General features: G+C 73.6%; 24 protein-coding genes. 23 read left to right on the forward strand and 1 reads right to left on the reverse strand.

Features of this window, described 5'->3' with window-relative positions; all coding sequences use genetic code 11:
• Positions 1–8: 8 nt before the first annotated feature.
• From AB0K34_RS12985 to AB0K34_RS13015, 7 genes are all read left to right on the forward strand, one after another.
• The gene (locus tag AB0K34_RS12985; protein WP_138637628.1) at positions 9–2027 is read left to right on the forward strand and encodes an ABC transporter permease; all 2019 of its coding nucleotides are present in this window, start codon (positions 9–11) and stop codon (positions 2025–2027) included.
• Positions 2020–2784, forward strand: a complete 765-nt coding sequence (locus tag AB0K34_RS12990) for an ABC transporter ATP-binding protein (RefSeq protein WP_138637629.1) — start codon at positions 2020–2022, stop codon at positions 2782–2784. The genes AB0K34_RS12985 and AB0K34_RS12990 overlap by 8 nt, the downstream gene beginning before the upstream one ends.
• Positions 2777–3541 carry an ABC transporter ATP-binding protein gene (locus AB0K34_RS12995; RefSeq protein ID WP_138637630.1) on the forward strand — a complete coding sequence of 255 codons (765 nt, stop codon included), beginning with the start codon at positions 2777–2779 and terminating at the stop codon, positions 3539–3541. The genes AB0K34_RS12990 and AB0K34_RS12995 overlap by 8 nt, the downstream gene beginning before the upstream one ends.
• Positions 3542–3551: 10 nt before the next feature.
• A complete protein-coding gene (locus tag AB0K34_RS13000) occupies positions 3552–4415 on the forward strand; it encodes an alpha/beta hydrolase (RefSeq protein ID WP_138637631.1) in 864 nt (287 codons plus the stop codon).
• 2 nt (positions 4416–4417) lie between these two features.
• Positions 4418–5959, forward strand: a complete 1542-nt coding sequence (locus AB0K34_RS13005; protein WP_301174378.1) for an AMP-binding protein — start codon at positions 4418–4420, stop codon at positions 5957–5959.
• 177 nt (positions 5960–6136) lie between these two features.
• Positions 6137–7363 carry an ABC transporter substrate-binding protein gene (locus AB0K34_RS13010; RefSeq protein ID WP_138637633.1) on the forward strand — a complete coding sequence of 409 codons (1227 nt, stop codon included), beginning with the start codon at positions 6137–6139 and terminating at the stop codon, positions 7361–7363.
• A 234-nt stretch (positions 7364–7597) separates the two neighbouring features.
• Entirely contained in the window at positions 7598–8281 is a 684-nt protein-coding gene (locus AB0K34_RS13015; protein ID WP_138637634.1) for a TetR/AcrR family transcriptional regulator, read from the forward strand.
• Between the two features lie 37 nt (positions 8282–8318).
• Here the strand turns inward: AB0K34_RS13015 and AB0K34_RS13020 are convergent, their stop codons facing one another.
• Positions 8319–9893 (reverse strand): AMP-binding protein, encoded by a 1575-nt coding sequence (locus AB0K34_RS13020; RefSeq protein WP_171069089.1) that lies wholly within the window; start codon positions 9891–9893, stop codon positions 8319–8321.
• 221 nt (positions 9894–10114) lie between these two features.
• On the opposite strand from AB0K34_RS13020, the gene AB0K34_RS13025 reads away from it, so the two are divergent.
• From AB0K34_RS13025 to AB0K34_RS13100, 16 genes are all read left to right on the forward strand, one after another.
• On the forward strand, positions 10115–10747 hold the full coding sequence (locus tag AB0K34_RS13025) for an AMP-binding protein (protein ID WP_240807787.1): 633 nt from the start codon (positions 10115–10117) through the stop codon (positions 10745–10747).
• Between the two features lie 37 nt (positions 10748–10784).
• Positions 10785–11576 carry an enoyl-CoA hydratase-related protein gene (locus tag AB0K34_RS13030; protein WP_138637637.1) on the forward strand — a complete coding sequence of 264 codons (792 nt, stop codon included), beginning with the start codon at positions 10785–10787 and terminating at the stop codon, positions 11574–11576.
• Positions 11577–11644: 68 nt separating this feature from the next.
• Positions 11645–12406: an SDR family NAD(P)-dependent oxidoreductase gene (locus tag AB0K34_RS13035; protein WP_301174379.1), complete on the forward strand. Its 762-nt coding sequence runs from the start codon at positions 11645–11647 to the stop codon at positions 12404–12406.
• A gap of 26 nt (positions 12407–12432) precedes the next feature.
• Positions 12433–13578 (forward strand): acyl-CoA dehydrogenase family protein, encoded by a 1146-nt coding sequence (locus AB0K34_RS13040; RefSeq protein ID WP_301174380.1) that lies wholly within the window; start codon positions 12433–12435, stop codon positions 13576–13578.
• On the forward strand, positions 13575–14807 hold the full coding sequence (locus AB0K34_RS13045; protein WP_301174381.1) for an acyl-CoA dehydrogenase family protein: 1233 nt from the start codon (positions 13575–13577) through the stop codon (positions 14805–14807). The genes AB0K34_RS13040 and AB0K34_RS13045 overlap by 4 nt, the downstream gene beginning before the upstream one ends.
• 46 nt (positions 14808–14853) lie before the next feature.
• A complete protein-coding gene (locus AB0K34_RS13050) occupies positions 14854–15663 on the forward strand; it encodes an enoyl-CoA hydratase-related protein (protein WP_138637854.1) in 810 nt (269 codons plus the stop codon).
• 18 nt (positions 15664–15681) lie between these two features.
• Positions 15682–16911 (forward strand): acyl-CoA dehydrogenase family protein, encoded by a 1230-nt coding sequence (locus AB0K34_RS13055; RefSeq protein ID WP_138637855.1) that lies wholly within the window; start codon positions 15682–15684, stop codon positions 16909–16911.
• 36 nt (positions 16912–16947) lie between these two features.
• Positions 16948–18075: an acyl-CoA dehydrogenase family protein gene (locus AB0K34_RS13060; RefSeq protein WP_301174382.1), complete on the forward strand. Its 1128-nt coding sequence runs from the start codon at positions 16948–16950 to the stop codon at positions 18073–18075.
• Positions 18076–18098: 23 nt separating this feature from the next.
• The gene (locus tag AB0K34_RS13065) at positions 18099–18881 is read left to right on the forward strand and encodes a crotonase/enoyl-CoA hydratase family protein (protein WP_138637857.1); all 783 of its coding nucleotides are present in this window, start codon (positions 18099–18101) and stop codon (positions 18879–18881) included.
• Entirely contained in the window at positions 18881–19666 is a 786-nt protein-coding gene (locus AB0K34_RS13070; protein WP_138637858.1) for an enoyl-CoA hydratase, read from the forward strand. The genes AB0K34_RS13065 and AB0K34_RS13070 overlap by 1 nt, the downstream gene beginning before the upstream one ends.
• 32 nt (positions 19667–19698) lie before the next feature.
• Positions 19699–21099, forward strand: a complete 1401-nt coding sequence (locus AB0K34_RS13075; protein ID WP_138637859.1) for a 4-hydroxyphenylacetate 3-hydroxylase N-terminal domain-containing protein — start codon at positions 19699–19701, stop codon at positions 21097–21099.
• A gap of 3 nt (positions 21100–21102) precedes the next feature.
• A complete protein-coding gene (locus AB0K34_RS13080) occupies positions 21103–22140 on the forward strand; it encodes a phosphotransferase family protein (RefSeq protein WP_301174383.1) in 1038 nt (345 codons plus the stop codon).
• Between the two features lie 14 nt (positions 22141–22154).
• A complete protein-coding gene (locus tag AB0K34_RS13085; RefSeq protein ID WP_138637861.1) occupies positions 22155–23408 on the forward strand; it encodes an acyl-CoA dehydrogenase family protein in 1254 nt (417 codons plus the stop codon).
• Positions 23409–23513: 105 nt separating this feature from the next.
• The gene (locus tag AB0K34_RS13090; RefSeq protein WP_138637862.1) at positions 23514–23837 is read left to right on the forward strand and encodes an Lsr2 family protein; all 324 of its coding nucleotides are present in this window, start codon (positions 23514–23516) and stop codon (positions 23835–23837) included.
• Between the two features lie 380 nt (positions 23838–24217).
• Positions 24218–25579, forward strand: coding sequence for a M20/M25/M40 family metallo-hydrolase (locus tag AB0K34_RS13095; protein WP_138637863.1), 1362 nt, complete (start codon positions 24218–24220; stop codon positions 25577–25579).
• A gap of 123 nt (positions 25580–25702) precedes the next feature.
• Positions 25703–26890, forward strand: a complete 1188-nt coding sequence (locus tag AB0K34_RS13100; RefSeq protein WP_138637864.1) for an acyl-CoA dehydrogenase family protein — start codon at positions 25703–25705, stop codon at positions 26888–26890.
• The last annotated feature ends 29 nt before the right edge of the window (positions 26891–26919 follow it).

Below are 26919 nucleotides of genomic sequence, written 5' to 3' on the forward strand. Positions count from 1 at the left end.
AGACGCGGGTGACCACGTATCTGGAGTTCGCGGTGCTCGGCCTCGGGCTCGCGGCTGTCTACATCGGGCTGGCGACCGGCCTGCTGCTGGTGTACCGCGCGACCGGCATCATCAACTTCGCGCAGGGCGCGATGGCGATGTGGGGCGCCTACGTCTTCGCCACGCTCGTCGACGACGGGCTGCTGGTCCTGCCGGTGGGCAGCGTCCAGCTCGGCGACGAGGTGGGGATCCTGCCGGCGCTGCTCATCGGGCTGCTGTGCGCGGCGGTGCTCGGCGTCCTCGTCCACTACCTGGTGTTCCGGCCGGTGCGGAACGCGCCGGTGCTCGCCCAGGTGGTGGTCTCGATCGGGCTCATGATCGGCCTGCAGGCGCTGGCGGTGATCCGGTTCGGGCCGAACAACGTCAAGGTCGAGTCGCCGATCCCGCGCGAGGAGATCGAGCTGCTCGGCGCGTCCCTGTCGGTGCGCGAGCTGGTGATGGCGGCGATCATGCTGGCGCTGGCCGCCGGGGTCTGGGCCTACCTGCGGTTCAGCCACGCCGGCGCCGCCACCCGGGCCGCGTCGGAGAACGAGCGCGGGGCCGTGCTGATGGGCCTCGACCCGAACCGCCTCGCGCTCGTCGCGATGGTGCTCGGCGCGCTCGTCAGCACGGTCGGGGTGCTGCTGGCCAGCACGCTCACCGGGCTGAGCCCGGCGAACTACACCGTGATGATCGTGCCGGCGCTCGCGGTGCTGCTGATCGCGCGGCTGGAGTCCATCGCGCTCGTCGGCGCGGGCGGGATCGCGCTCGGCGTCTTCCAGTCCGAGCTGAGCCTCATCGCCACCAAGAGCTGGTGGCCGGAGTGGGCGAAGTCGGGCCTGGACCAGGTCGTCCCGTTCGCCGTCATCATGGTCATCCTGTTCGTGCTCGGACGGCGGATGCCGGCCCGGGGGTCGCTGCAGTCGGTGCGGCTGCCGGACGTGGCGGTGCCGCGCGTCCGCCCCGTCCCCGCGCTGCTCCTGCTGGGCGCCGCCGCGGGCCTGCTGTTCGCCTTCGACGACACCTACCGCTTCGCCCTCACCAGCTCGCTGATCATCACGCTGCTCGCGCTGTCCTACGTGCTGATCACCGGCTACCTCGGGCAGATCTCGCTCGCGCAGTCGGCGTTCGCCGGCGCCGCGGGCTTCGCCCTGGCCAAGCTGACCGACGCCTGGAACATGCCGTTCCCGCTGGCCATCGTGCTGTGCGCGCTGGCCGCCGCGTGCCTCGGCATGGCCGTGTCGCTGCCGGCGTTCCGGATCCGCGGCGTCCAGCTCGCCATCGTGACGATCGCGGCGGCGCTCGCCATCGAGCGGTTCGTGTTCGGCAACTACAGCCTGACGCCCCCGACCGGGAACCCGATCGCCGACCCGGAGCTGTTCGGCGTGAGCTTCGCCGTGCGGGAGGGACGCGACCTCGCGCGGGTCGAGTTCTCGCTGCTGGTGCTGGTGATCGTCGCGCTGGTGATCCTGCTGTTCGTCCGGATCGCCCGGGGCGACACCGGGCGGGCGTTCCTGGCCGTTCGGGCCAACGAGCGCGCCGCCGCCTCGGCCGGGATCGACGTGCGGCGCACGAAGCTGATGGGCTTCGGCCTGTCGGCGTTCATCGCGGGCGTCGCCGGCTGCCTGCTCGGCTACAGCCAGGGCCAGCTCTCCGCCGAGTCGTTCTCGGTGTTCGTGGGGCTGCAGATCCTCGCGATGGCCTACCTCGGCGGCATCACCTCGTTCGGCGGCGCGATCGTCGCCGGCATGATCGGCCCGCTGGGGCTCGTCTACACCGCCATGCACCGGTGGTTCGACATGGGCGACTACTACGCGCTCATCAGCGGGATCGCGCTGATCCTCACCGCGATCCTCAACCCGGCGGGCATCGCCGGAAAGACCGAGGAGCAGATCGCGTGGGTCCGCCGGAAGCTGGCGGGCCGCCCGGCGCCGAGCGCGCCCGGGACGCCCGTGGTCGAGGGCCCGCCGCCCGGCGGTGTCCGGGAGGAGGTCGGCCGTCATGCCTGATCGCGCAAAGGGGCTGCGGACCCGCGCCCTGACCGTCCGCTACGGCGGCGTCGTCGCCAACGACGGCATCGACCTGCGGGTCCCGCCCGGCTCCGTCGTCGGCCTCATCGGGCCGAACGGCGCCGGCAAGACCACCTTCGTCGACGCCGTCACCGGCTTCACCCCCGCCGAGGGCGAGATCACCCTGGACGGGCGGAGCCTCGCCGGGATGCCGCCGCACCGCCGCAAGGCCGCGGGCCTCGCCCGCACCTGGCAGTCGGCCGAGCTGTTCGGCAACCTCACCGTCGAGGAGAACCTCCTCGTCTCGGCGCGGACGGTCGGCTTCCGCACGCTGCTGCGCGACGTCTTCGGCCGGACGAGCGTCGGCCGCTCGGTCGACCGCGCGCTGGAGACCGTCGGGCTCGACGGCGTCCGCTCCGTGCTCGCCCGCGACCTGACCCTCGGCCAGCAGAAGCTGGTGGGCGTCGCCCGCGCCCTCGCCGGGCGGTGCGACCTGCTCCTGCTGGACGAGCCGGCCGCCGGCCTGGACAGCAACGAGAGCGTCGCGTTCGGCCGCCGGGTCCGCGAGATCGCGGCGTCCGGCCCCGGCGTGCTGCTCATCGACCACGACATGTCGCTCGTGCTGAACGTGTGCGACGTCGTCTACGTCATGGAGTTCGGCAAGGTGATCTTCACCGGCACGCCGGCGGAGGCCCGGGTGGACGCGGCGGTCGCGACCGCCTACCTCGGTTCCCCGATGGAGGAAGCAGATGCCTGATCCCGTGCTCAGCGTCCGGAACCTCACCGCCGGGTACGGCGGCGTCCAGGCGGTCCGCGACCTCACCTTCGACGTGGCGCCCGGCGAGGTGGTGGCCCTGCTCGGCCCGAACGGCGCGGGCAAGACCACCGCGCTGCTGTCGATCGTCGGGCTCGTCCCGCCGATGTCGGGCGAGGTGCGCGCGCTCGGCGAGAAGGTCGAGCCCAAGCGGACCCACCGGCTGGCCAGGCGCGGCGTCGTGCTCGTGCCCGACGACCGGGGCGTGTTCTTCGGGCTCAGCGTCCGCGAGCACTTCCGGCTGGCGCACCGGCGGCAGGACCGCGAGCGCGAGGAGCAGGTGCTGGACCGGTTCCCCGCGCTCCGCGGGCTGCAGGGGCGCCGCGCCGGGCTGCTGTCCGGCGGCGAGCAGCAGATGCTCACCATCGCCAAGGCGATCCTCGCCCGGCCGAAGGTGCTCATGATCGACGAGATGAGCCTCGGCCTGGCGCCGAAGATCGTCCAGGAGATGCTGCCGTCGATCCGGGACCTGGCCGCGGAGGAGGGGATCGGGCTGGTGCTCGTCGAGCAGCACATCGAGCTGGCCCTGTCCGTCGCGGACCGCGGCATCATCCTCAACCACAGCCGGGTCGTGCTGGAGGGCTCCGCGAGGTCGCTGCTGGACCGGCGCGCCGACGTCGAGGCGGCGTACTTCGGCGCCGACGAGTACGCCGGCGAGCACGTAGGGGAGCACGGTGCGGACGCCGTGCTGCCGTCATGAGGGCGGCGCGATGACGGACCCGGCGGGGCTCGGCCCCGAGCAGCGCGGCGCGGTCGCCGTCGGCGGCGCGGCGATCGCCTGGGAGCGGTGGCCGCGGCCCGGCGCCCCGTCCGTGGTGCTGGTGCACGGGACCTCCGCGCACACCGCGTGGTGGCACCACACCGTCCGCTGGCTCGCCGACGGGTACGACGTGGTCGCCGTGGACCTCTCCGGCCACGGGAACAGCGGCCGGCGGAGCGCCTACGACCTCGGCACCTGGTCGCGCGAGGTCCTCGGCGTCGTCGACGAGGTGTGCGGCGGCGCGGCGGTCCTCGTGGGCCACAGCATCGGCGGGCTCGTCACGAGCGGCGCGGCGGCGGCCCGCCCGGACGCCGTCCGGGCGATGGTCCTCGTGGACTGCGTCGTCGCCGAGCCCCGCGAGTCCCCGCCCCGGCCGTCCGCGGGGCGCGGCGCCCCGGTGTTCGCGACGGTCGAGGAGGCCCTCGGCCGGTACCGGCTGATGCCGCCCCAGCCGGTGCCCGACGTCCGCGTCCTGACCTACGTCGCCGAGCGGTCGGTGCGGCCGGTCACCGGCGGCTGGACGTGGAAGGCCGACCCGGCGATCTTCGGCGCGCTGGACACCGGCCGGCTGACCGCGCCGCTCGCGGACGTCCGGTGCCCGACGGCGGTGGTGCGCGGCGAGCTGAGCCGGCTCGTCCCGCCGGACGCCGCCGCGGTGCTGGCCGCGCTGCTCGGCCGCCCCGTCCACCAGTACGACGTCCCGAACGCCTACCACCACGTGATGATCGACCAGGGTGCGCCGTTCGGCCGGCTGCTGCGCCGGGCGATCGACCGGCTGCTGGCGCCCGTTCCGGCGGACCCGCGTAAGGAGTAGAAGTGGACCTGGATGTCTCATGGCCCATCGGCAGGATCATCACCGAGTCCGCGCGGCGCTTCCGTGACGTCCCGTGCTGGCTCTCCACCGGCGGGGACCAGCGCACGTTCGCGGAGGTCAACGCCCGCGTCAACCGCATCTGCGACGCGCTGGCCGCGCGCGGCGTCCGGAAGGGCACCCGGATCGCGCTGCTGGACACCGACTCGTTCGCCTACGCCGAGGTCCTGCTGGCGTGCTTCAAGCTCGGCGCGACGTACGTCCCGGTGAACTTCCGCCTGGCGCAGTTCGAGATCGAGAACATCCTGGGCCAGGCGGAGCCCGAGCTGTTCTTCGTGGGCGGGCGCTACCTGGAGACGGCGCGGAAGGTCGCCCCCGGGCTGCCCCGCGAGTGCGCGCTGCTGTCGCTGGACGGCTGCCTGGACGACGACGTCGAGTCGCTGGTCGCCGCCGGGCGCGAGATCGAGCCCGACGTGCGGCTCGCCGACGACGACCTTCTCGGGATCATGTTCACCAGCGGCACCACGGGCCTGCCGAAGGGGGTCATGCAGACCCACGGCATGCTCAAGCGGATGCTGAGCCTCGGCTGGGAGGTCTTCGCCAGGCCGCGCGACGTGCGGTACACGGCCTCCCCGCTGTTCCACATCGCCGGCTGGGCGCTCGTCTTCGAGCAGGTGGCGGTCGGCTGCACGTCCCTCATCGAGCCGCAGTTCGACCCGGTGGTGACGGCGCGGGCGATCGGGGACGGGCTGCTGACCGGCTGCTTCCTCGTCCCGACGATGATCCAGGCGGTGCTCGACGCCGACGCCGGCCCGACCGGGCGGGAGCGGCTCGACACCATGCTCTACGGTTCGGCGCCGATGCCGCCGAGCCTGCTGAGGCGGGCGCTGGAGCGGTATCCCGCGTGCGACTTCTGGAACCTGTTCGGCGCCGGCACGGAGTCCGGCGTCCAGACCCTGCTGCGCCCCGGCGACCACCGGCGCGCGCTGGCGGGGGAGGAGCACCTGCTGTCCTCGGTCGGCCAGCCGGTGCTGTACGTCGACATGCGCATCCTGGACGACGACGGCGCCGAGGTGCCGCCCGGCGTGGTCGGCAACATCGCGGCGCGGACCGAGTGCGTGATGGCCGGGTACCTCGGCCTGCCCGAGCAGACCAGGGAGGCGCTGCACGACGGGTGGTTCTGGGGCGGCGACCGGGGGTGGGTGGACGAGGACGGCTACCTCTACCTGGGCGGCCGCAGCCGCGACATGATCGTCCGGGGCGGCGAGAACATCTACGTCTCGGAGATCGAGCTGGTGCTCACCGACGTCCCCGAGGTCGCGGACGCGGCCGTGGTCGGCCGCCCGGACGAGACGTGGGGCGAGGTCGTGGTGGCGTTCGTGGAGTACCGGCGGGAGCCGCCCTCAGTCGAGGCGCTGGACGCGATGTGCCGCGCGAGGCTGGCGGGCTACAAGGTGCCGGTGGAGTACCACGTCCTGCCCGAGCTTCCCCGCAACCCGACGGGCAAGGTCCGCAAGAGCGACCTGGTGGAGCGGCTCACCTCCTGATACCTCCTGACCGATCCGGCGGGCCGGCGGGGTGTCCCGGTACCGCCGCTGAGCAGCCGAAATTCCCGAGCAAATGGCCATATGAACGATTGACATTGACGTCAACATTCATATGATGTGGAACACAGTGGAGCGAGGCGGCCGCGGGCCGCCGCCGGCGAGAGGCTGGTAGTGGGAATGAAGAAGACGATCGCGGCCGCGGTGGCGGTGACCACGGCCCTCGCCCTGGCCGCCTGCGGCGGGGACACGAAGGCCTCGAGCTCCGACGGCGGCCTGACGGGGGAGCCGGTCGTCCTCGGCGTCCAGTCCCTCGACACCGGCCCGGTGGCCTACCCGCAGAACACCTACGGCGCCAAGGCCGCCGAGTGGTACATCAACAACAAGCTCGGCGGCATCGGCGGCCGCCCCGTCAAACTGGACATCTGCTCCGGCGACGGCACCCCGGAGACCGGCGTGAAGTGCGCGAACGACTTCGTCGCCGCCGACGTCCCGGTGGTCTTCGACGCCTACGACGGCACGAGCATGGGCGCGATGACGCCGATCCTGAAGTCCGCCGGCATCCCGATCGTCGGCACGCTCGCCGGGCAGGCGGTGGCCGAGGGCGCGCAGTACCCGGCGGCCTTCTACTTCTCCGGCCCGCTGGAGACGAGCGCGCTCGGGATGGTGAAGATCCTCAGCCGGCTCGGCAAGAAGAAGGCGTCGCTCGCCGTGACCGACGCGCCGTCCTCGCACGGGTACGTCGACGACCTGGTCAAGCCGATGGGGCAGAAGCTCGGCATCGCCGTGGACGGCGTCTACGTCAAGGTCGACAACATCAACTTCCAGGTGGTGGCGGCCACCGAGATGTCGTCCAAGCCCGACGTCGCCGGCGTCATCGCGCTGCCGGAGGACGGCTGCACCGGGCTGATCCGGGCGCTCCGCCAGTCCGGCTACGGCGGCACGGTCTTCGCCGGGTCGTGCTCGCAGTTCATCGACGAGCTGGGCGAGGAGGCGGCGGGCGCGATCGTCCAGCCGCGGCTGTGGGTCCCGGCCTCCCGCGAGCACGCGCCGGCCGAGGTCCAGAAGCAGCTGGACGAGTTCGAGGAGGCGATGGAGGCGGTCGACTACGAGAAGGAGCAGTCGGCGCGGTCGCTGTACTCCTTCGCCGGGCTCATCAACTTGGCCAAGGTGGTGCAGGGCGTCAAGGGTGAGATCACCAACAAGTCGGTCTCCGCGGCGATGCAGCAGGTCAAGGACTTCCAGACCTACCTCGGCCCCAAGGTCACCTGCGACGGGAAGCAGTGGCCGGGACGCCCCGGCGCGTGCAGCGACCAGGGCATCTTCTTCGAGGTGCAGAAGGACGGCTCGCTCAAGCCGATCGACGGCCGGGGCTACATCGACCTGGAGCCGGAGGCAGTCAGCTGACGGGGCCGCTCGGCCCCCGCTCCGCGGCACCGGCACTGCGCGCCGGTGCCGCGGAGTCATTTTGTTCATGACGTCACTGTCAAGTAAGATGCGAACCTTACGAGGGTGAGATACCGTCCTTCGGCGCCCACGCCGAGCGCCGCGCCTCCGAACCTTTGATGGCCCGGCCGCGAAGGTGGGATGCTCATGTGGGGCGCGCACGGGGCGGCAGACCAGTGATCGGGAGTGATGGGCATGGCCAAGACGCGCGGTGGCAGGCTCGGCGTCGCCACGAGTCCGGAGCAGCAGGAGCGGCGCCAGACCGGCCCGCTGACGGGACGCGGCCACGCGCGCCGCGCCGCGCTCCTCGACGCGGCCCGCCGGGTCTTCGAGGAGAAGGGGTTCCTCGACGCCCGCGTCGCCGACATCGCCGCCGAGGCGAAGGTCGCCCAGGGCACCTTCTACACCTACTTCGACTCCAAGGACGCGGTCTTCCAGGCCGTCGCCACCCGGGTCGCCGGCGACATGATCATCGAGCTGGGGTCGAGCCGCCCGCAGTCGCCCGCGTCCTACGAGCGCACCTACGCCGCGATGAAGCGGTTCGTCGACTCCTACCGGCGCAACGCCAAGATCGTCGCGCTCATCGAGCAGGTGGGCACGTTCACCCCCGAGATGAAGCGGATCCGGCTCCAGGTCCGCGAGGCGCACGTCGACCGGATGGCGCGGATCATCGAGCACCACCAGAACGAGGGCCTCGCCGACACCTCCCTCGACCCCGAGCTCACCGCGGAGCTGATCGGCTCGATGGTCGACCAGATCTGCCACGTCTGGCTGAACCTCGGCAAGGAGTTCGACGAGGAGAAGCTGCTGCACGCGCTGACCACGGTGTGGCTGCGCGGCGCCGGCATCTACGACTGGCAGAGCACCAAGCCGAGCTAGCACACGGGGGCCGGAGCAGGCCCGGCGGGCCGCCCGGTCAGCGGGCGGCGGCCCGCGCGGCCGGACGGTCGATGGCGGCGGGCGGCGCCTCCCGGAGCGTCCGCTTGAGGATCTTGCCGCTGGCGTTGAGCGGCATCTCCGCGACCACGACGAACTCCACCGGGACCTTGTAGGCGGCCAGCCGGTCGCGGCAGCGGCGGCGCAGCGCCTCCAGGTCGATCTCCCGCTCGGCGGTGAGGTAGGCGACCACGACCTCGCCCCAGTGCTCGTCCGGACGGCCGACGACCGCGACCTGCGCGACGCCGGGATGCCCGGAGATCACCGTCTCGATCTCGACGGGGTAGATGTTCTCGCCGCCCCGGATGATCATGTCCTTGCTGCGCCCGGCGAGGTAGAGGTACCCCTCGTCGTCCATCCGGGCCAGGTCGCCGCCCCAGAACCAGCCGTCGCGGATCGCGCGGGCGGTCTCGTCCGGCATCTCCAGGTAGCCGTTCATCACTGCGTCCGAGCGGGTGATGATCTCGCCGATCTCGCCGCGCGGCACGTCCGCGCCGTCCGCGCCGACGATGCGCAGCTCCACCCCGAAGGCGGGCTTGCCGATCGAGCCGAGCAGGTGCGTGTCGCCGGCCATCGCGCGCCGGTGGTCCGCGGAGCCGAGGACGGTCTGCAGGCCCCCCTCCGTCGCCGCCCCGAACGCGTTGATGAGGTCGCAGCCGAACGTCTCGATGGCCTGGCGCAGCAGGGTCGGCGAGATCGGGGCGCCGCCGTAGATGATGGACCGCAGGCCGGGGTAGTCGCCCGCCGCCGCCTCGGGCCGCTCCAGCACCGAACTGATCATCGTCGGGACGAGGAACACGCCGGTGAGCCGGCCGGACCGCATCCAGCGCAGCACCTCGGCCGGGTCGAACTGGGGCAGGATCAGCGTCGGGAAGCCGCGCCACACGTGCATGAGGATCATGCCCTGCCCGGCGATGTGGAAGGTCGGCGACGCGGTGTAGCGGAACTCGCCCGGCACGATCTCGTAGTCGATCGACATGTTGACGATGAGCGACTTCAGCATCCGCTGCGACTGGAGGACGCCCTTGGGCAGCCCCGTCGTGCCCGAGGTGAACGCCAGGCCGATGACGTCCTCGTCCCGCACGTCCACGTCCGGCTCCACGTCGGCGCCCGTCGCGAGCAGCGCCTCGTAGCCCTCCGGGCCCTCCGCCTGGTCGAAGTCGATCAGCTGCCGCAGGCTCTCGACCTGCGGCAGCAGGGCGCGCCCGGAGTCGAGGTAGCGGCTCGTGACGAAGAGCATCGACGGCTTGGCCCAGCGCAGGAGGGTCAGCAGCTCGGAGTCCGCGAGGCGGTTGTTGAGGGGGACGTAGACGGCGCCCAGCTTCATGCAGGCCAGCAGCAGTTCGGCGTACCCGCCGCAGTCGGTGGCGACGATCGCGACCTTGTCGCCCTTGGCGACGCCCCGCCGGGCCATGGCGTCCGCGAGCCGGTTCACGCGCGTGTTGGTCTCGGCGAAGGTCTGCTCAGTGCCGTCACCGAACACGAAGCACGGGACGTCCGGATGGCGTCGCGCGCTGAGGCGGAGGTAGTCACCGACGCGGATCCTGGGGTGCATGGCCGCTCCTGCGATTGCCGGGAGGTTCGAACCTCGTGCCGTACATGACGTCGGAGTCATCCAGTGTCTAAACCATCGCCAGAGCAGTGTCAATGCTTCCAAGCCCGGCAACGCGGAGCTACACGGCCTGTCAGGGGATTCCCGGCCGACCGTTGACATGGCCGGGCGGTGCCGGTAGACAGGTCGATATTGACATCAGTCTCAATCCGGAGGACGGGACGATGGCGGGACGGCTCGGCAGCACGGGGACCGGTGTCACCGGGCTCGGCATCGCGGTCGGCGAGTTCCTCCCGCTGAGCGCCCGGCGGCATCCCGACCGGGCCTGCTTCCGGTTCCCCGACGGCTCCGCGCACTCGTTCGCGCTGACGAACGCGCGGGTCAACCGGCTCGCCTCCGCCCTGCGCGCCGAGGGCGTCCGGCGCGGCGACCGGCTCGCGGTCTTCGCGCTCGACTCGCACCGCTACATGGAGATCGTGCTCGCGTGCAGGAAGCTCGGCGCGGCCACCGAGGCCGGACTGCAGACGACGCTGACGCCGGAGGACCACCGGTGGGCCCTCGCCGAACGTCCGGAGCTGCTCCACTCGTGCGGCCGCCCGTCCATCGGGGTCGCTCTGCGGATCGTGGACGCCGACCTGCGCGACGTGCCGCGGGGCGAGGTCGTGCGCGCGTTCGTCACCGCCGCGACCGGGCACCGGCCGGCGGCGGAGGAGCTGCTGGCGCACTGCAGGGCCCGGCTGGCGAGCCACAAGGTGCCCCGGGAGTTCGTCGTGCTCGACGCGATGCCCGTCAACGCCAGCGGCAAGATCCTCAAGCGCGAGCTGCGCCGGTGGACCCCTTCTTCCGCCTCAACATGACAATGACATCACATTCGAACCGTGCGAGATTGGACCCATGACCAGCATTGACGAGGCCGCCCCCGCGGCCCCGCCGTTCGCGGTGTCGCATCAGGGCCGCGTGGCGACGCTCACGATCTCCAACCCCCGGCGCAAGAACGCGATCGGCCAGGCGGGCTGGGCCGCGCTCCGGGACGCCGTCGCCGGTGTCGCCGCCAGCGAGGCCCGGGTGCTCGTCATCACCGGCGAGGGCGACGACTTCTGCGCCGGAGCCGACCTGTCCGCGCCCTCGGAACGGCACGCGCTCACCGGCATGCACGAGGTCAACGAGGCGTGCCTCGCCGTCCACCGGCTGCGGATCCCGGTCATCTGCCGGGTCGACGGGTACGCCGTCGGAGCGGGCATGAACCTCGCCCTCGCCGGGGACTTCGTCATCGCCAGCGACCGGGCCCGCTTCGCCCAGATCTTCGTCAAGCGCGGCCTGTCGGTGGACTTCGGCGGCTCCTGGCTGCTGCCCCGCCTCGTCGGGCTGCACCGCGCCAAGGAGATGGTGCTGCTCGGCGGCATGATCGACGCCGCCGCCCTGCACGGGCTCGGGATCGTCCGGCAGGTCGTCCCGCCCGGCGGGCTCGACGCCGCGGTGGCCGGCCTCGCCGCGCAGCTCGCCGAGGGGCCGCCGATGGCGCTCGCCCAGTCCAAGCGGCTGCTCAACGACGCCTTCGAGAGCAGCCTCGAAGGCGCGCTCGAAGCCGAGGCCCACGCGCAGGCGGTGAACCTCGCGATGGAGGACGCCGCGGAGGCGGGCCGCGCCTTCTTCGAGAAGCGGCCCCCCGTCTTCCGCGGCCGCTGACCCGCCGCTGACCCCCGCTGCCCCCCGACCACCCGCGCCATGCGGGACGGACGTACAGGAGTGACCAGATGAGGATCGAAGGCACGGCGGCCCTTGTGTCGGGCGGAGCGTCCGGGCTCGGGCTGGCGACCGCGCGCCGCCTGCTGGAGCGGGGCGCCTGCGTCGTCCTGCTCGACCTGCCGGCCTCGGCGGGCGAGAAGGCGGCCGCGGAGCTGGGCGGACGGGCCGTCTTCGCCGCCGGCGACGTCCGCTCGGAGGACGACGTGGCGGCCGCCGTGGACGCGGCGTCCCGCCTCGGCCCGCTGCGCGTCGCGGTGAGCTGCGCCGGCTCGGGACGGGCGGGCCGCACGGTCGGCCGCGACGGGCCGATGCCCCTCGACGACTTCTCCTGGACCGTGGGGGTGAACCTCGTCGGCACCTTCAACCTGATCCGGCTCGCCGCCGCGCGCATGGCCGAGCGGGACCCCGTCGACGGGGAGCGGGGCGTCGCGGTCGCGACCGCGTCGGTGGCCGCCTACGAAGGGCAGATCGGGCAGGCGGCCTACTCGGCGTCCAAGGGCGGCGTCGTCGGGATGACGCTGCCGATCGCGCGGGACCTCGCGTCCCTGCAGATCCGGATGATGACGATCGCGCCCGGCATCTTCGAGACCCCGATGCTGGGCGCGCTCAGCGAGGAGGTGCGCGCGTCCCTGGGCCGGCAGGTGCCGCACCCGTCGCGGCTCGGCGCCCCCGCCGAGTACGCCGCGATGGTCGAGCACATCATCGAGAACCCGATGCTCAACGGCGAGACGATCCGGCTGGACGGCGCCATCAGGATGAGCCCCCGCTGAGCGGGCCGGCACAGGGAGGTAGTCGCATGGAGTTCTCCTGGACGCCGGAGCAGGGCGACCTGCGCGCCGCGGTGCGGAGGGTGCTGGCGGACAAGGCGCCGCTCGCGCGGGCGCGGGAACTGGCCGAGGCGGGCGAACGGCACGATCCCGACACGTGGGAGACCCTCGCCGCCCAGCTCGGGCTGCAGGGGCTGGCGCTCCCCGAGGACGCGGGCGGCAGCGGCGGCTCGCTCGTGGACCTCGCGATCGTCATGGAGGAGATGGGCGCCGTGCTGTTCGGCGGCCCCTTCCTGCCCACGGTGGTGCTCGCGGCGAACGTGCTCGCGGCCCTGCCGGACGACCCCGTCGCCGCCGAACTGCTCCCGCGCCTGGCCGAGGGCGAGCTGACCGCCGCCGTCGCCGTCGTCGAGGCGGACGGGCGCTGGTCGCCGGAGTCGGTGCGGACCTCCGCGCGCGACGGCGGCGGCGGGCCCGTGCTGGACGGCGACAAGGAACTCGTCCTCGACGGCGCCGGCGCCGATGTGGTGCTCGTGCTCGCGCGGTCCGACGCGGGCCTCGGGTGGTACGCGGTCGAGGCCGGGGCCGCGGGTCTCGTCCGGACACCGCGCCAGGTGCTCGACGGCACCCGTCCGGCGGCGTCCCTCGAACTGCGCGGGACCCCGGCGCGGCCGGTCGGCGAACCGGGCGGCGGATGGGCGGTCGCCGCGCGGATGCGGCGGACGGCCGCGATCCTGCTCGCGGCCGAGCAGGCGGGCGCCGCCGGCGAGCTGGTCCGCCGCACCGCCGAGTACGCGGCGACGCGCCGGCAGTTCGGCCGCCCGGTCGGCGCCTTCCAGGGCGTGAAGCACCGGCTCGCCGACATGGCGGTGCGGCACGAGATGGCGCGGTCCGCCGCGTTCTGGGCGGCGTGGCGGGAGCCGGGCTCGGCCGAGCAGGAGTTCGGCGCCCTCGTCGCCCGGTCCTACTGCTCCGGCGCCTTCCTGCAGACCGCCAAGGACACGATCCAGCTGCACGGCGGCATCGGCTTCACCTGGGAGCACGACGCGCACCTGTTCCTGCGGCGGGCCCGCCTCGACGCGACCCTGCTCGGCGGGGCTGCCGAGGCCCGCGCCGCCCTGCTGCCCCACCTCCTCACCGACCCGCCGCCGGAGCTGGAAGGAGCGGCCCGATGATCGAACTGCCGGAGGACGCCACCGAGGCCCAAGCCTTCGAGGCCGCGGACGCCTGGCTGCGCGAGCACCTGCCCGCCGACGTCCTGAAGGCCGCGCTGGACGCCGACTGGCCCGCCGTCGAGGCGTTCCTCGCCGACCCGGCGCGCGGGCCCGCGTGGTTCTCCGCGCTGGGCACGGCGGGGCTGTCCACGCCCGCGTGGCCCCGCGAGTGGGGCGGGCTCGGGCTGTCGGCGCGGGCGGCGGGCGCCGTCGCCGCGGCGGTCCTGCGGTACCGGGCCGGGCGCGGCATGGACGACTTCGTCGGGCTGGCGCTCGCCGGGCCGACGATCATCGTCCACGGGACGCGGGCGCAGAAGGAGCGCTTCCTCGGCCCGCTGGCGCGCGGCGAGCACCGCTGGTGCCAGCTGTTCAGCGAACCCGGCGCGGGCTCCGACCTCGCCGGCCTAGCGACCCGGGCCGAGCGGCGGGACGACGGCGGCTGGCTGGTGAACGGCCAGAAGGTGTGGAGCTCGTTCGCCCACGTCTCCGACTACGGACTGCTGATGGCCCGCACCGATCCCGCGCTGCCGAAGCACCGCGGCATCAGCTACTTCCTCGTCGACATGCGCACGCCCGGGGTCGACGCCCGGCCGCTGAAGCAGATGACCGGCGACGCCGAGTTCAACGAGGTCTTCCTCACCGACGTGCGGCTGCCCGCCGACGCCCTCCTCGGCGAGGTCAACGGGGGCTGGGCCGTCGCGATCACCACACTGATGCAGGAGCGCAACGGGCTGACCGGGCCACCCGCCGTGGGGGAGGGGCGCGCCGACGTCCTGCTCCGCCGGGCCCGGGACAACGGGACCCTCGCCGACCCGGTGCTGCGCGACGAGCTGCTCCGCCTCGCGGTCGAGGAGCGCGTCCTGCAGATGACCACCATCCGGTCGTACGCCGAGTCCGGCCGGGACGCGGTCGGCGCCGAGGGGTCGATCCGCAAGCTCGTCCACGCCCACATCGAGGAGACCGCGGGCACGCTGGCGGCCGAGGTCGAGCCGCTGTCCGCGCTGGCGTGGGAGCGGGGGACGCCGAACTCCGCCGCGTCCTACGAGTTCCTCGCGATGAAGCAGACGAGCATCGCGGGCGGGACGTCGGAGATCCAGCGCAACATCATCGCCGAGCGGGTCCTGGGGCTGCCCAAGGACCCCGACCCCGAGAAGGACGTCCCGTTCAACGAGCGGCAGCGCGGCGGCTGACACCGTGCGGAACCCTCCCCATCCCTCCCGGCATCCAGGAGCAGCCATGACCACGCTGGAGCTGAGCACTCCCGAGCCGGGCATCGCCCTGCTCACCCTGTCCCGTCCCGAGCGGCTCAACGCGCTCTCGGCGGAACTGCTGGACGATCTCCACCGCACGCTCGACGAGGTCGCCGCCGACCCCGCGACCAGGGTCCTCGTCCTCACCGGGGCGGGCCGCGGGTTCTGCGCGGGCCTCGACCTCACCGCCTACGACCTCGCGACCCAGAACACCCGCGAGCGGCCGGACTCGCCCCAGCAGCGGCTTCGGCTCCAGCGGCACATCGCGGCCCTGGTGCCGAAGCTGCGGGCGATGCCGCAGCCCGTGATCGCGGCCGTCAACGGGCCGGCGGCGGGCGGCGGGCTGGCGCTCGCGCTCGCCTCGGACGTCCGGATCGCCGGGGAGTCGGCCCGCTTCAACGTCGCGTTCGTGCGGATCGGCCTGTCGGGATGCGACATCGGCGTGAGCTGGATGCTGCCGCGGCTGATCGGGGCGTCCCGCGCGTTCGAGCTGATGCTCACCGGCCGCATCATCGACGCCCCGGAGGCCGACCGCATCGGGCTGGTGACCCGGGTCGTCCCGGACGGGGACCTGCTCGGTTCGGCGCTGGAGACCGCCCGCGCCATCCGCGCCAACAGCCCGATGGGGGTCCGCATGACCAAGGAGGTCATGTGGAGCCAGCTGGAGATCGGCAGCCTCCAGGCCGGCATCGACCTGGAGAACCGGACCCAGATCCTGACCTCCTTCACCGCGGACCACGGCGAGGCGGCCGCCGCCTTCCTGGCCCGCCGCCCGCCCCTGTTCCATGACCGCTGACCGCCCGAGGAGGCCGGAATGACCACCACCGCCCCCGGCGACGCGCGGGCCGACGAGGACTCGCCCGAACGCCGGCGCGTCCTCGACGCCGCGCGGGCCGTGCTCGACCGCACCCCGCCCGGGTCCACCCCGCGGCGGGAGTTCCTCGAAGCCTGCTTCGACGCGGGCCTCGCGTGGGTCCAGTTCCCCGAGGGGCTCGGAGGGCTCGGCGTGGAGCCGGGCCTCCAGGCGGCGGTGGACGCCGTCCTGCAGAGCGCCGGCGGACCGGTGCCGTTCGACCTCAACCCCATGGGCTACGGCATGGCGGGCCCGACCGTGATGGCCCACGCGAGCTGGGAGCTGAAGGAGCGCCTCCTCCGCCCGCTCTACGTCTGCGACGAGATCTGGTGCCAGCTGTTCTCCGAGCCCGGCGCGGGCTCGGACCTCGCGGGGCTCGCGACCCGGGCCGTCCGGGACGGCGGCGAATGGGTCGTCAACGGGCAGAAGGTGTGGACCAGCAACGCCCACAAGGCCAAGTGGGCGCTGCTGCTCGCCCGGACGGACCCCGGCCGGCCCAAGCACCGGGGGCTGACGTACTTCGTCCTGGACATGGAGGACCCGGGCGTCGAGGTCCGGCCGCTGCGGCAGATGACCGGCGAGGCCGAGTTCAACGAGGTCCACCTGCGCGACGCCCGCATCCCCGACTCCCACCGGCTCGGCGACGTCGGCGACGGCTGGCGCGTCGCCATGACGACGCTGATGAACGAGCGCAACGCGATCGGCGGCGGCTCCAGCATCCGCGGTACCGGCTCGATCGGCTCGGCGCTGCGGCTGTGGCGGGAGCGGGCGGACCTGCGGACCCCCGTCCTGCGCGCCCGGCTGCTGGAGCTGTTCGCCCGCGCGGACGCCGCGCGGCTGACCGGCGACCGGCAGCGGGTGGAGCAGGGGGACCGGCCCGCCGGCGCGGAGGGGTCGATCGGGAAGCTCACCGGAGCCGAGCTGAACCAGGACGTCTACGAGTTCTGCATGGACATGCTCGGGCCCGAGGCGGCGCTCTACAGCGGCTATGACGCGGCCCCCTCCGGCGAGCAGCGGGACGGGGCGGACGGGGAGGACCTCGCTCGCAAGTTCCTGCGCTCGCGCGCCAACACCATCGAGGGCGGCACGTCCGAGGTGCTGCGCAACGTCATCGGCGAGCGGCTGCTGGGCCTCCCCGGCGACCTGCGCGCCGACACCGGCAAGCCGTGGCGGGAGGTGCCCCGTGGCTGAGGCGGCGGGCACCGCGCCGGGCGGGAGGGAGCTGTGATGGAGTTCGCGTTCACCGAGGAGCAGCGGGCGCTGCGGGACCTGACCCGGTCCATGGCGGAGCGCACCTGGACCGATGACGCCGTCCGCGCGCAGTTGTGGACGTCGTCGGGGTTCGACCGCGAGGCGTGGCGGGTCCTGGGCCGCGACCTCGGCGTGCTGGGGCTCGCCCTGCCCGTCGAGGCGGGCGGTGACGGCGGCGGGACGGTCGCGCTCGCCATCGTCGCCGAGGAGCTGGGACGCGTCCTCGCCGGGGTGCCGCTGCTCGGCTGCGTCGCGCTCGCCGCGACCGCGCTGGCGCGCTCGGGCGCTCCGGAGGCGCCCGGCCTCGTCTCCGGGATCGTCTCCGGCGAGACCGTCGCGAGCCTGGTGGCCACCGACGCGCGGGGCGCCTGGGCACCCGCCCGGACCGGCATCACCGCCACCGGCGGACCGGACGCCCCCGTACTCAGCGGCACCGTCTCGCACGTCCTCGACGCCGTCGCCGCCGACCTCTTCGTGGTCGTGGCCGAGGCAGACGGCGACCCGGCGCTGTTCCTCGTCGACGCGGGAGCGCAAGGGCTGTCCGTGGAGCCGCTGACCACGCTCGACCAGACGCGCCGCCTCGGCCGGGTGCGGCTCGACGGGACGCCCGCACGCCCCCTCGGGGACGCCGGGGCGTCCGCGCTCGACGCCGTCGCGGCGGCCCGCGACGTCGGCGCGGTCGTCCTCGCGGCCGAGGCCGTCGGCGCCAGTGCACGGCTGCTGGCGATGAGCGTGGAGTACGCGTCCACCCGGCTCCAGTTCGGGCGGCCGATCGGGTCCTTCCAGGCCGTCAAGCACCGGTGCGCTGACATGCACGTTGCGGTGGAGCAGTCCCGGTCGGCGGCCTACCACGCGGCCTGGTCGCTGGACGACCCGGGCCTCGACGACCCGCGGATCGCCGTCGACCTGGCCACCGTGCGGACGGCCGCCGACTATCAGGCGGTGGTCAAGAACACCGTCCAGGTGCACGGCGGCATCGGCTTCACCTGGGAGCACTCCGCGCACCTCTACTACAAGCGCGCCGTCGGCGACGCCACGCTGCTCGGCGGCCGCGCCGCCGCGGCCGAGCGGCTGGCCGCGTCCGTCCTCGACGCCGCGTCCTGACCCGTCCACGACCAGGGAGCACCATGACCACCGAAGCACAGCCCGCCGCCGAGGTGCACGTGGAGGCCGACGGCGGCGTCCTCGTCATCACCATCGACCGCCCCGGCGCCCGCAACGCCGTCAACGAGAACGTCGCGCGCGCCGTCGCCGGGGCCGCCGACCGGCTCGACTCCGATCCCGCGCTCCAGGCCGGCGTCATCACCGGCGCCGGCGGCACCTTCTGCGCGGGGATGGACCTCAAGGCGTTCGTCCGGGGCGAGCACCCCGTGGTGGAGGGGCGCGGCTTCGCCGGGCTCGTCCAGCGGCCGCCGCGCAAGCCGCTCATCGCCGCCGTCGAGGGCTACGCGCTCGCGGGCGGCTTCGAGATCGTGCTGGCCTGCGACCTCGTCGTCGCCGCCCGGGGCGCGACGTTCGGCATCCCCGAGGTGAAGCGGAGCCTCGTCGCGGCCGGGGGCGGGCTCCTGCGCCTGCCGCGCCGCGTCCCCTACCACGTGGCGATGGAGCTGGCGCTGCTCGGCGACCACATGAGCGCGGCGCGGATGAGCGAGCTGGGCCTGGTCAACCGGCTCGTGGACGACGGCGAGGCGCTCGGCGCGGCCCTCGGGCTGGCCCGGGAGGTCGCCGCGAACGGCCCGCTCGCGCTCGCCGCCAGCAAGCGGATCATCGTCGAGTCGGCGGGCTGGGGCGAGGAGGAGTCCTGGATCGAGCAGGACAGGATCGCCCGGCCCGTGGCGGGGTCCGCCGACGCGCGCGAGGGCGCCACCGCCTTCGCGGAGAAGCGTCCCCCGGTGTGGCAGGGGCGCTGATGAACGACATCCTCCTCCTCGACCGCGCCGACGGCGTCGCCACGGTGACCCTCAACCGGCCCGAGGCGCGCAACGCCCTCAGCGCAGCGCTCATCACCGCGTTGCGCGCCACCATGCGGGCCCTTGAGGACGACGACGAGGTCCACGCCATCGTCCTCACCGGGTCCGACCCCGCCTTCTGCGCTGGCCTGGACCTCAAGGAGCTCGGCAGCTCGGGGGAGAACCTCCGGCTCGGCCAGGAGGACGACGAGGAGCCGTCCCCGTACCCGTGGCCGGTGCCGTCGAAGCCGGTGATCGGCGCCGTCAACGGCGTCGCGGTCACCGGCGGGCTGGAGCTGGCGCTGAACTGCGACATCCTCATCGCCTCCGAACGGGCCCGGTTCGCCGACACCCACGCCCGCGTCGGCGTGCTGCCGGGCTGGGGGCTGTCGGTGCTGCTGCCCCGGCTCGTCGGCCGGCAGACGGCCCGCCGCATGAGCCTGACCGGCGACTTCGTCCCCGCCGCCGAGGCCCTCCGCGCCGGCCTCGTCACGGAGGTAGTCGCGCACGGAGACCTCCTCCCCGCGGCGCACCGCGTCGCCCGGACGATCGCCGGCAACGACCGCGACGCCGTGCGGACCCTGCTCGACTCCTACCGGCGCATCGAACTGGCCGAGATCGCGGACGGCTACGGCATCGAGGGCCGGACGTCCCGCGACTGGCTGGCCCGCGGCTTCACCCCCGCGTCCGTCGAGGAGCGCCGCAAGGCGATCGTCGACCGGGGCCGCGCCCAGACCGCCACCTGACCCGCGCGCAGAACGAGAGGAACGGCCCGAGCATGCTCACCGGCGACCAGTACAAGGCCAGTCTCGACGACGGCCGCAGCACCTACTTCGAGGGAGAGAAGGTCACCGACCTCCCCGGCCACCCGATCCTCGGCACCGTCGTGCGGAACATCGCGGACGGCTACGACTGGCTGGCGCTCAAGGCCGTGGACGGCGTCAGCCCCCTCAGCGGCATCCCGGCCACCGTGGACCAGCTCCGCGAGAAGGTCGGGCTCGTCCACAGCGCGGGCATGATGGCGCACGTCAACTACACCTCGCTGATGACGCTGACGACGGCGGCGGGACGGCTGGCGCGGAGCAGCCCGCAGTACGTCGAACGCATCCGCGCCTACGTGGACGACGCGCAGGCCCGCGACATCCGCGTCACGCAGTGCATCACCGACGCCAAGGGCGACCGCTCGCTCCCGCCGGCCCGGCAGGACGACCCGGACGCCTACGTCCGCGTGGTCGACCGCTCGCCCGACGGCGTCGTCATCCGCGGCGCCAAGCTGCACATCACCGCGGCGTCGTTCGGCCACGAGCTGATGACGATCCCGACCAAGGCGATGAAGCCGGGCGAGGAGGACTACGCGTTCGCGGCGGTGATCCCCGTCAACGCCCCCGGAGTGAAGATCATCAACACGACGTACGCGCCCCGGCACGCCGACGCGCGGTCGTTCCCGATGTCGGGCGGCGAGCACTTCCCGGAGGGCTTCGTCATCTTCGACGACGTGTTCGTCCCCCGCGAGCGCGTGTTCCTCGACGGCGAGGTGGCGAGCGCGGCCGTCTTCGCCCACTCCCTCGGGCTGTGGGAGCGGCTCGGCGGCCTCACGTCCATGGCGGACGGCGCCGACGTGCTGGTCGGGTTCGCGCAGCTGATCGCCGAGGCGAACGGCCTGCAGCGGGTCGGGCACGTCCGCGAGAAGATCGCCGAGATGATCATCCACGCGACCGTGGTGCGGGCCTGCCTGGAGGCCGCGCTGACCCACGCGGAGGCGGGCGAGTTCGGCGCCGTCTTCCCCAACGAGCTGTACACCAACGCCGGCAAGTACACCGGGGCCACCGAGTACACCGCCATGGTGCGGCACCTGCACGACATCGCCGGCGCCGCGGTCGTCACCGCGCCGTCCATCGCGGACCTGCAGAACCCCGAGGTGGGGCCGCTGGCGCGCAAGTACATGTCGACCCGGTCGGACGTGGACGGCGAGTACCGCACCCGGCTCTTCCACGCGATCCGCGACCTGACCGCCGACTCCTACGGCGGATGGCGGCAGGTCACCAACGTCCAGGCGGGCGGCGGCCTGTACGCGCAGCGCATCGTCACCCGCAAGCACTACGACGTCGAGGCCGCCAAGCGGGCGGCGCTGCGGGCCGCCGGCCTCGCCGCCGACCCGGCGCCGAGCCGCGGCGTCTGACCCGTGGGCACCGGCGCACCGCCCGGGATCGACGCCGGCGCGCTCACCGGATGGTTCGGCGAGGCGCTCGGCGTCCCCGGCCCGCTCGCGTTCACGCTGATCGCGGGCGGCCGCTCCAACCTCACCTACCGGGTGGACGCCCCGGACGGGCGCGCGTTCGCGCTGCGCAGGCCCCCGACGGGCGACCTCCTGCCGACGGCCCACGACATGGAGCGGGAGTGGCGCATCGTCACCGCGCTCGGCCGCAGCGCCGTGCCGGTGCCGCGCACCCGCGGGCTCTGCGCGGACCCGGCCGTCACCGGCGCCCCCTTCTACGTCATGGACTTCGTCGACGGGACCGTCCTCGACTCCGACGCGGCCGCCGCCGGGCTGCCGCCCGACGCCCGGGACCGGTTCTCGCGGCAGTGCGCTGAGGTCCTCGCGGCGATCCACGAGGTGGCCCCGGCGGACGCGGGCCTCACCGTCCGTCCGGGCGCGGAGCCCTACGTGACCCGCCAGCTCCGCCGGTGGACGGCGCAGGTGGAACGGGTCGCCGCCCGCACCGGCGGCGACGACCCCGCCGCCCGCGACCTCGCCGAGGTGCGCGGCCTGCTGGCGGCCCGGACGCCCACGCAGCGCTGGACGGGCGTCGCGCACGGCGACTTCCGCCCCGGCAACATGATCGTCCGCCCGGACGGGACGGTCGCCGCCGTCCTCGACTGGGAGCTGTGCACCACCGGCGACGTCCTGGCCGACCTCGGCTGGCTGACGGCCTGGTGGCACACCGGCGACACGGTCGGCTGGGGCCCGTCCCGGCTCCCCGGGTTCCTCGACCGCGACGCGCTGGCGCGGTGCTACGCCGAGACGACCGGCCGCGACGTGTCGGACCTGCCGTTCTTCGAGGCGTTCGCGCTGTGGCGGCTCGGCTGCATCGGCCACGGCGTCCACGACCGGTACCGCGGCGGCGCGATGGACGCCCCCGCCGAGCCGCTGGAGGCGCTCGAACGGCGGCCGCGGGACCTGGCCGCGATCGCCCGTGACATCCTCCTCGGACGCGCGTGAGACAGGAGACCCGCATGGACTTCGAGATCCCCGAGCAGACCCGCGACCTGCTGGACGCCCTGGACGCCTTCATCGAGCGCGAGATCGTCCCGCTGGAGGAGGCGGACGACAACCGCCGCTTCTTCGACCACCGCAGGGAGTGGGCCCGGACCGACTTCGAGCGCGGCGGCGTCGCCCGCCCCGAGTGGGAGGAGCTCCTCGCCGAGGCGAAGCGCCGCGCCGACGCCGCCGGGTTCTACCGGTACAGCCTCCCGGCCGAGCTGGGCGGGCACGGGGGCAGCAACCTGGAGATGGCGGTGATCCGCGAGCATCTGGCGCACCGCGGGCTTGGCCTGCACAACGACCTGCAGACCGAGCACTCCGTCGTCGGCAACCTCGTCTTCGTCGAACTGCTGCACCGGTTCGGGACGCCCGAGCAGCGGGAGCAGTTCGTGGAGCCGTCCGTCCGGGGCGAGAACGGCCTGGCGTTCGCGCTCACCGAACCCGAGCACGGCAGCGACGCCACCTGGATGTCGACGCGCGCCGTCCGCGACGGCGGCGACTGGGTCATCAACGGCACCAAGCGGTTCAACACGCTCGGCGCGGCGACGACCCACGACGTCGTCTTCGCCCGCACGTCCGGCGAACCCGGGCAGGCCGAGGGCATCACCGCCTTCATCGTGCCGCTCGACGCCCCCGGCTTCGACGTCCCCTACTACTGGTGGACGCTCAACATGCCCACCGACCACGCCGAGGTGACGCTGGACGACGTCCGCGTGCCCGCGTCGTCCATCCTCGGCGAGGAGGGGCAGGGGCTCGCGGTCGCGCAGACGTTCGTCCACGAGAACCGCATTCGCCAGGCCGCCAGCGGCGTGGGCGCGGCCCAGTTCTGCATCGACCGCTCCGTCGCCTACGCGCGCGAGCGCACCACCTTCGGCCGGCCCCTCGCGTCCCGCCAGGCCATTCAGTGGCCGCTCGTGGAGCTGCACACGGAGGCCGAGATGGTGCGGACCCTGATCCACAAGACCGCCCAGCGGCTGGACGAGGTGCACGCCGCCGGCGAGCCCGCGGTCACCATCGGGCACCTGGTGTCGATGTGCAACTACCGGGGCAACCGGCTGGTCTGCGAGGCGGCGGACCGCGCGATGCAGGTGCACGGCGGCATCGGCTACACGCGCCACGAGCCGTTCGAGCACATCTACCGCCACCACCGCCGCTACCGCATCACCGAGGGCTCCGAGGAGATCCAGATGCGCCGCGTGGCGGGCCGCCTGTTCGGCTACCTGTGACCGCGTCCGGGCCGGGCGGCGCGCGCCTTTCCCCGGCGGATCGCCGAGGGCCCGAATCGGCTACGGTCGGGGGCACCGAATAACACGACAAGACGGGGAACGCACGTGGCACAGAAGGTTCGCATCATCATGACGGACGACCTCGACGGCGGCGAGGCCGCCGAGACGGTGTCGTTCGCCATCGACGGCAGGACGTACGAGATCGACCTCAGCGAGGACAACGCCCGCAAGCTCCGCAGCACGCTGCACAGCTACATGGAGAGCGGCCGCCGGCTCAAGGGCACCCGGGGCGCCGCTCCGGCCCGCGCGGGTCAGGCCCGGGAGCGCGGCGCCGAGATCCGGCAGTGGGCGAAGGAGCAGGGCATCGAGATCAACGAGCGCGGGCGCATCCCCGCCACCGTCATCGCCCAGTACGAGGCGGCGCACTGACGACCGCCCGCGAACGGGCGGCGCACCGGCGCGCACCGGCCCCTCCGGCCGGTCGATGCCGGTGCGCGTGACGCGTTGGAATTCGGCCGCGCGGCGTCTTCGCGGGCGACGGTGCCGGGGTGCGGTGCCGGGGCATGGGGCCGGGATCTCTTTTCGGCGACGTGATCATCTGGCCGTTCCGGGGAATGGTGACAGGGTGATCGGCCGCACGGTGGCTGATCACGTTCCGGTTGCGGGTTATCTCGCCATTCTTGTTAACGGAGAGGCTTTTTCGTAGGTTCGCCCGAACGGGGGTGAAAGGTCCTTGTCGTGCCGCGTCTGTCCGGTTCGCGATCCGGACCGGGCGGGGGCGGCGCCCGAGCTCCCTGAGGAGACGCCACATGTCCGAGGTCAAACGCCGTGATCTGCTGGCCGGAGTCGCCGCCCTCACCGGGTTCGCGACGGTCGGCCTGCTGCCCGGCACCGCCGCCGCCGCGACCCGGCAGCGGCCCGGTGCCGCCCGGCCGCCCTCCCTCACCGTCGGCGACCGGGCCGTGGTCGCCCGCGTCGACGCGCGCCGGGCGCTGCGGCACCTGCGGGTGCTCAGCGACGAGATCGGCTGGCGCATCGCCGGCACTCCTTCCGAGCACCGTGCCGCCCACTACATCGCCGGGCAGCTGCGCGACCTGGGGTACACGGTCGAGCTGCAGCCCTTCCCGGTCGCCGACAAGTACCTGGCGGAGATCCGCGCCGAGGGCGAGCGGCTCTGGCAGTGCAGCGCGTCCCCGCAGGGCGCCGTCGCCCCCGCCGCCGGGACGGTGGTGGACGTCGGCCCGGCCACCGAGGTCACCGGGGACGTGCGCGGCAAGCTCGTGCTGTTCGACCGCGTCACCGGCCAGGAGACCGGGCAGGCCAAGTCGGCGGCGGACGCGGGCGCCGCGGCGGCGCTCATCGTCAACGCGCGCTCGACCACCTACCCGGAGCGCAAGCCCAGCGCCTTCGTCCCGAACCTCAAGGAGCCGGTCGCGATCCCGGTGCTGGGGCTGGCCGGGTACCACGGCGAGCGGATCCGGGCCGGTGCCCGGAGCCTGTCGTTCGAGGTCGCCCATCACGCCGGGCTCACCTCGTACAACGTCCTGGCGGAGCGACGGGCCACGCTGCCCAACCCCGGGGGCAAGGCCGTCATCGTCAGCGCGCACTACGACAGCGTCCCCGGCTCGCCCGGCGCCAACGACGACGGCAGCGGCACCGTGCTGTGCCTGGAGCTGGCGCGCGTCCTGAAGCGGCTGCCCACCCAGCAGGCCGTGCGGATCTGCCTGTGGGGCGCGGAGGAGAGCGGCCTGGTCGGCGCCCGGCACTACGTGAAGGAGCTCGACGAGGCGGAGGTCGGGCGGATCACCGGCTGCTTCCAGAACGACATGGTCGCCACCAGCCATCCGCCGGCGGGCACGTACTGGCTGCTGTCGGTGGACGGCGCCGACAACACCACCACGGCCGCGGTGAACGCCGCCGCGCGCCGCCTCGGGTACGCGGGCCAGACCGAGGGGCCGACCGCGCGCGGCTCCAGCGACCACGAGGCGTTCTACGAGCGCGGCATCCCTGCGGGCAACTTCAGCTGGCGCGGCGGCGAGGCGCCGAGCCAGCTGGAGCCGATCTACCACACCCCCGAGGACACGATCGCCGACAACATCAGCCTGGAGCGGCTCCAGGTCTCCCTCGAACTGATCGGCTGCGCCGCCTACGACGTGGCGCGCCGCAAGTAGGGGCCGCGCGTGCCCGCCGCCCGCGTCCGGGCGGCGGGCTCTTTTTGGCGGGGCGCCCGGATGTGTGCGACCATCGGTTCTTCGATTTTCGAAGATTCTGCGTCGCGAGGGGATGTGACGGCCATGACCAGCGCGTCCGACCGGGCGGTGGAGCTCCGCCCCCTGGACTTCCTGGACATCGACGGCCTGCTGTCGGACGAGGAGCGCGACATCCGCGACACCGTCCGCGGCTTCGTCGAGGACCGGGTCGTCCCGCACGCCGGCGACTGGTTCGAGGAGGCGTCCATCCCGCGCGGGCTGCCGCGCGAGCTGGGCGCGCTGGGCGTCCTCGGCATGCACCTGGAGGGGTACGGCTGCGCGGGCACCAGCGCGACCGCCTACGGCCTGGCCTGCATGGAGCTGGAGGCGGGCGACAGCGGGGTGCGCAGCATGGTGTCCGTCCAGGGGTCGCTCGCGATGTTCGCGATCTGGCGCTGGGGCTCGGAGGAGCAGAAGCGGCGGTGGCTGCCGGGGATGGCGACCGGGGAGACCGTCGGCTGCTTCGGCCTGACCGAGCCGGACGCGGGCTCCGACCCGGGCGCGATGCGCACCCGCGCGCGCCGCGACGGCGGCGACTGGATCCTCGACGGCCGCAAGATGTGGATCACCAACGGCTCGATCGCGGACGTGGCCGTGGTGTGGGCTCGCACCGACGAGGGCGTCCGCGGCTTCCTCGTCCCGGCCGGCACGCCGGGGTTCAGCGCGCCGGAGATCCGCAAGAAGCTGTCGCTGCGGGCCTCGATCACCTCCGAGCTGGTGCTGGACGGCGTCCGGCTGCCGGCGGACGCCGTCCTGCCCGAGGTGTCGTCCCTGCGGGGCCCGCTGTCGTGCCTGAACGAGGCCCGCTACGGCATCGTGTGGGGCGCGGCCGGGGCTGCGCGCGCCTGCTTCGAGGCCGCGCTGAAGTACGCGGGGGAGCGCACGGCGTTCGGCAAGCCGATCGCCGGAACCCAGATCCAGCAGCAGAAGCTCGCCCACATGGCGCTGGAGGTCAACCGCGCGACCCTGCTCGCCCTGCACCTCGGCCGGCTCAAGGACGCCGGGCGGCTGCGTCCCGAGCAGGTCAGCATGGGCAAGCTCGGCAACGTCAACGCCGCGCTGGACGTCGCCCGGAGCGCCCGCCAGGTGCTCGGCGCCAACGGGATCTCCCTGGAGTACCCGGTGATCCGGCACATGAACAACCTGGAGTCGGTCGTCACCTACGAGGGGACGGCGGACGTCCACGCCCTCGTCATCGGCGGCGCCCTGACGGGCGTCCAGGCGTTCCGCTGACCGGCGCGCCCGCGGCTATGCTCGGCCCG

Origin of the sequence: Actinomadura sp. NPDC049382 (assembly GCF_040677125.1) — a bacterium.
GTDB lineage: Bacteria > Actinomycetota > Actinomycetes > Streptosporangiales > Streptosporangiaceae > Spirillospora > Spirillospora geliboluensis.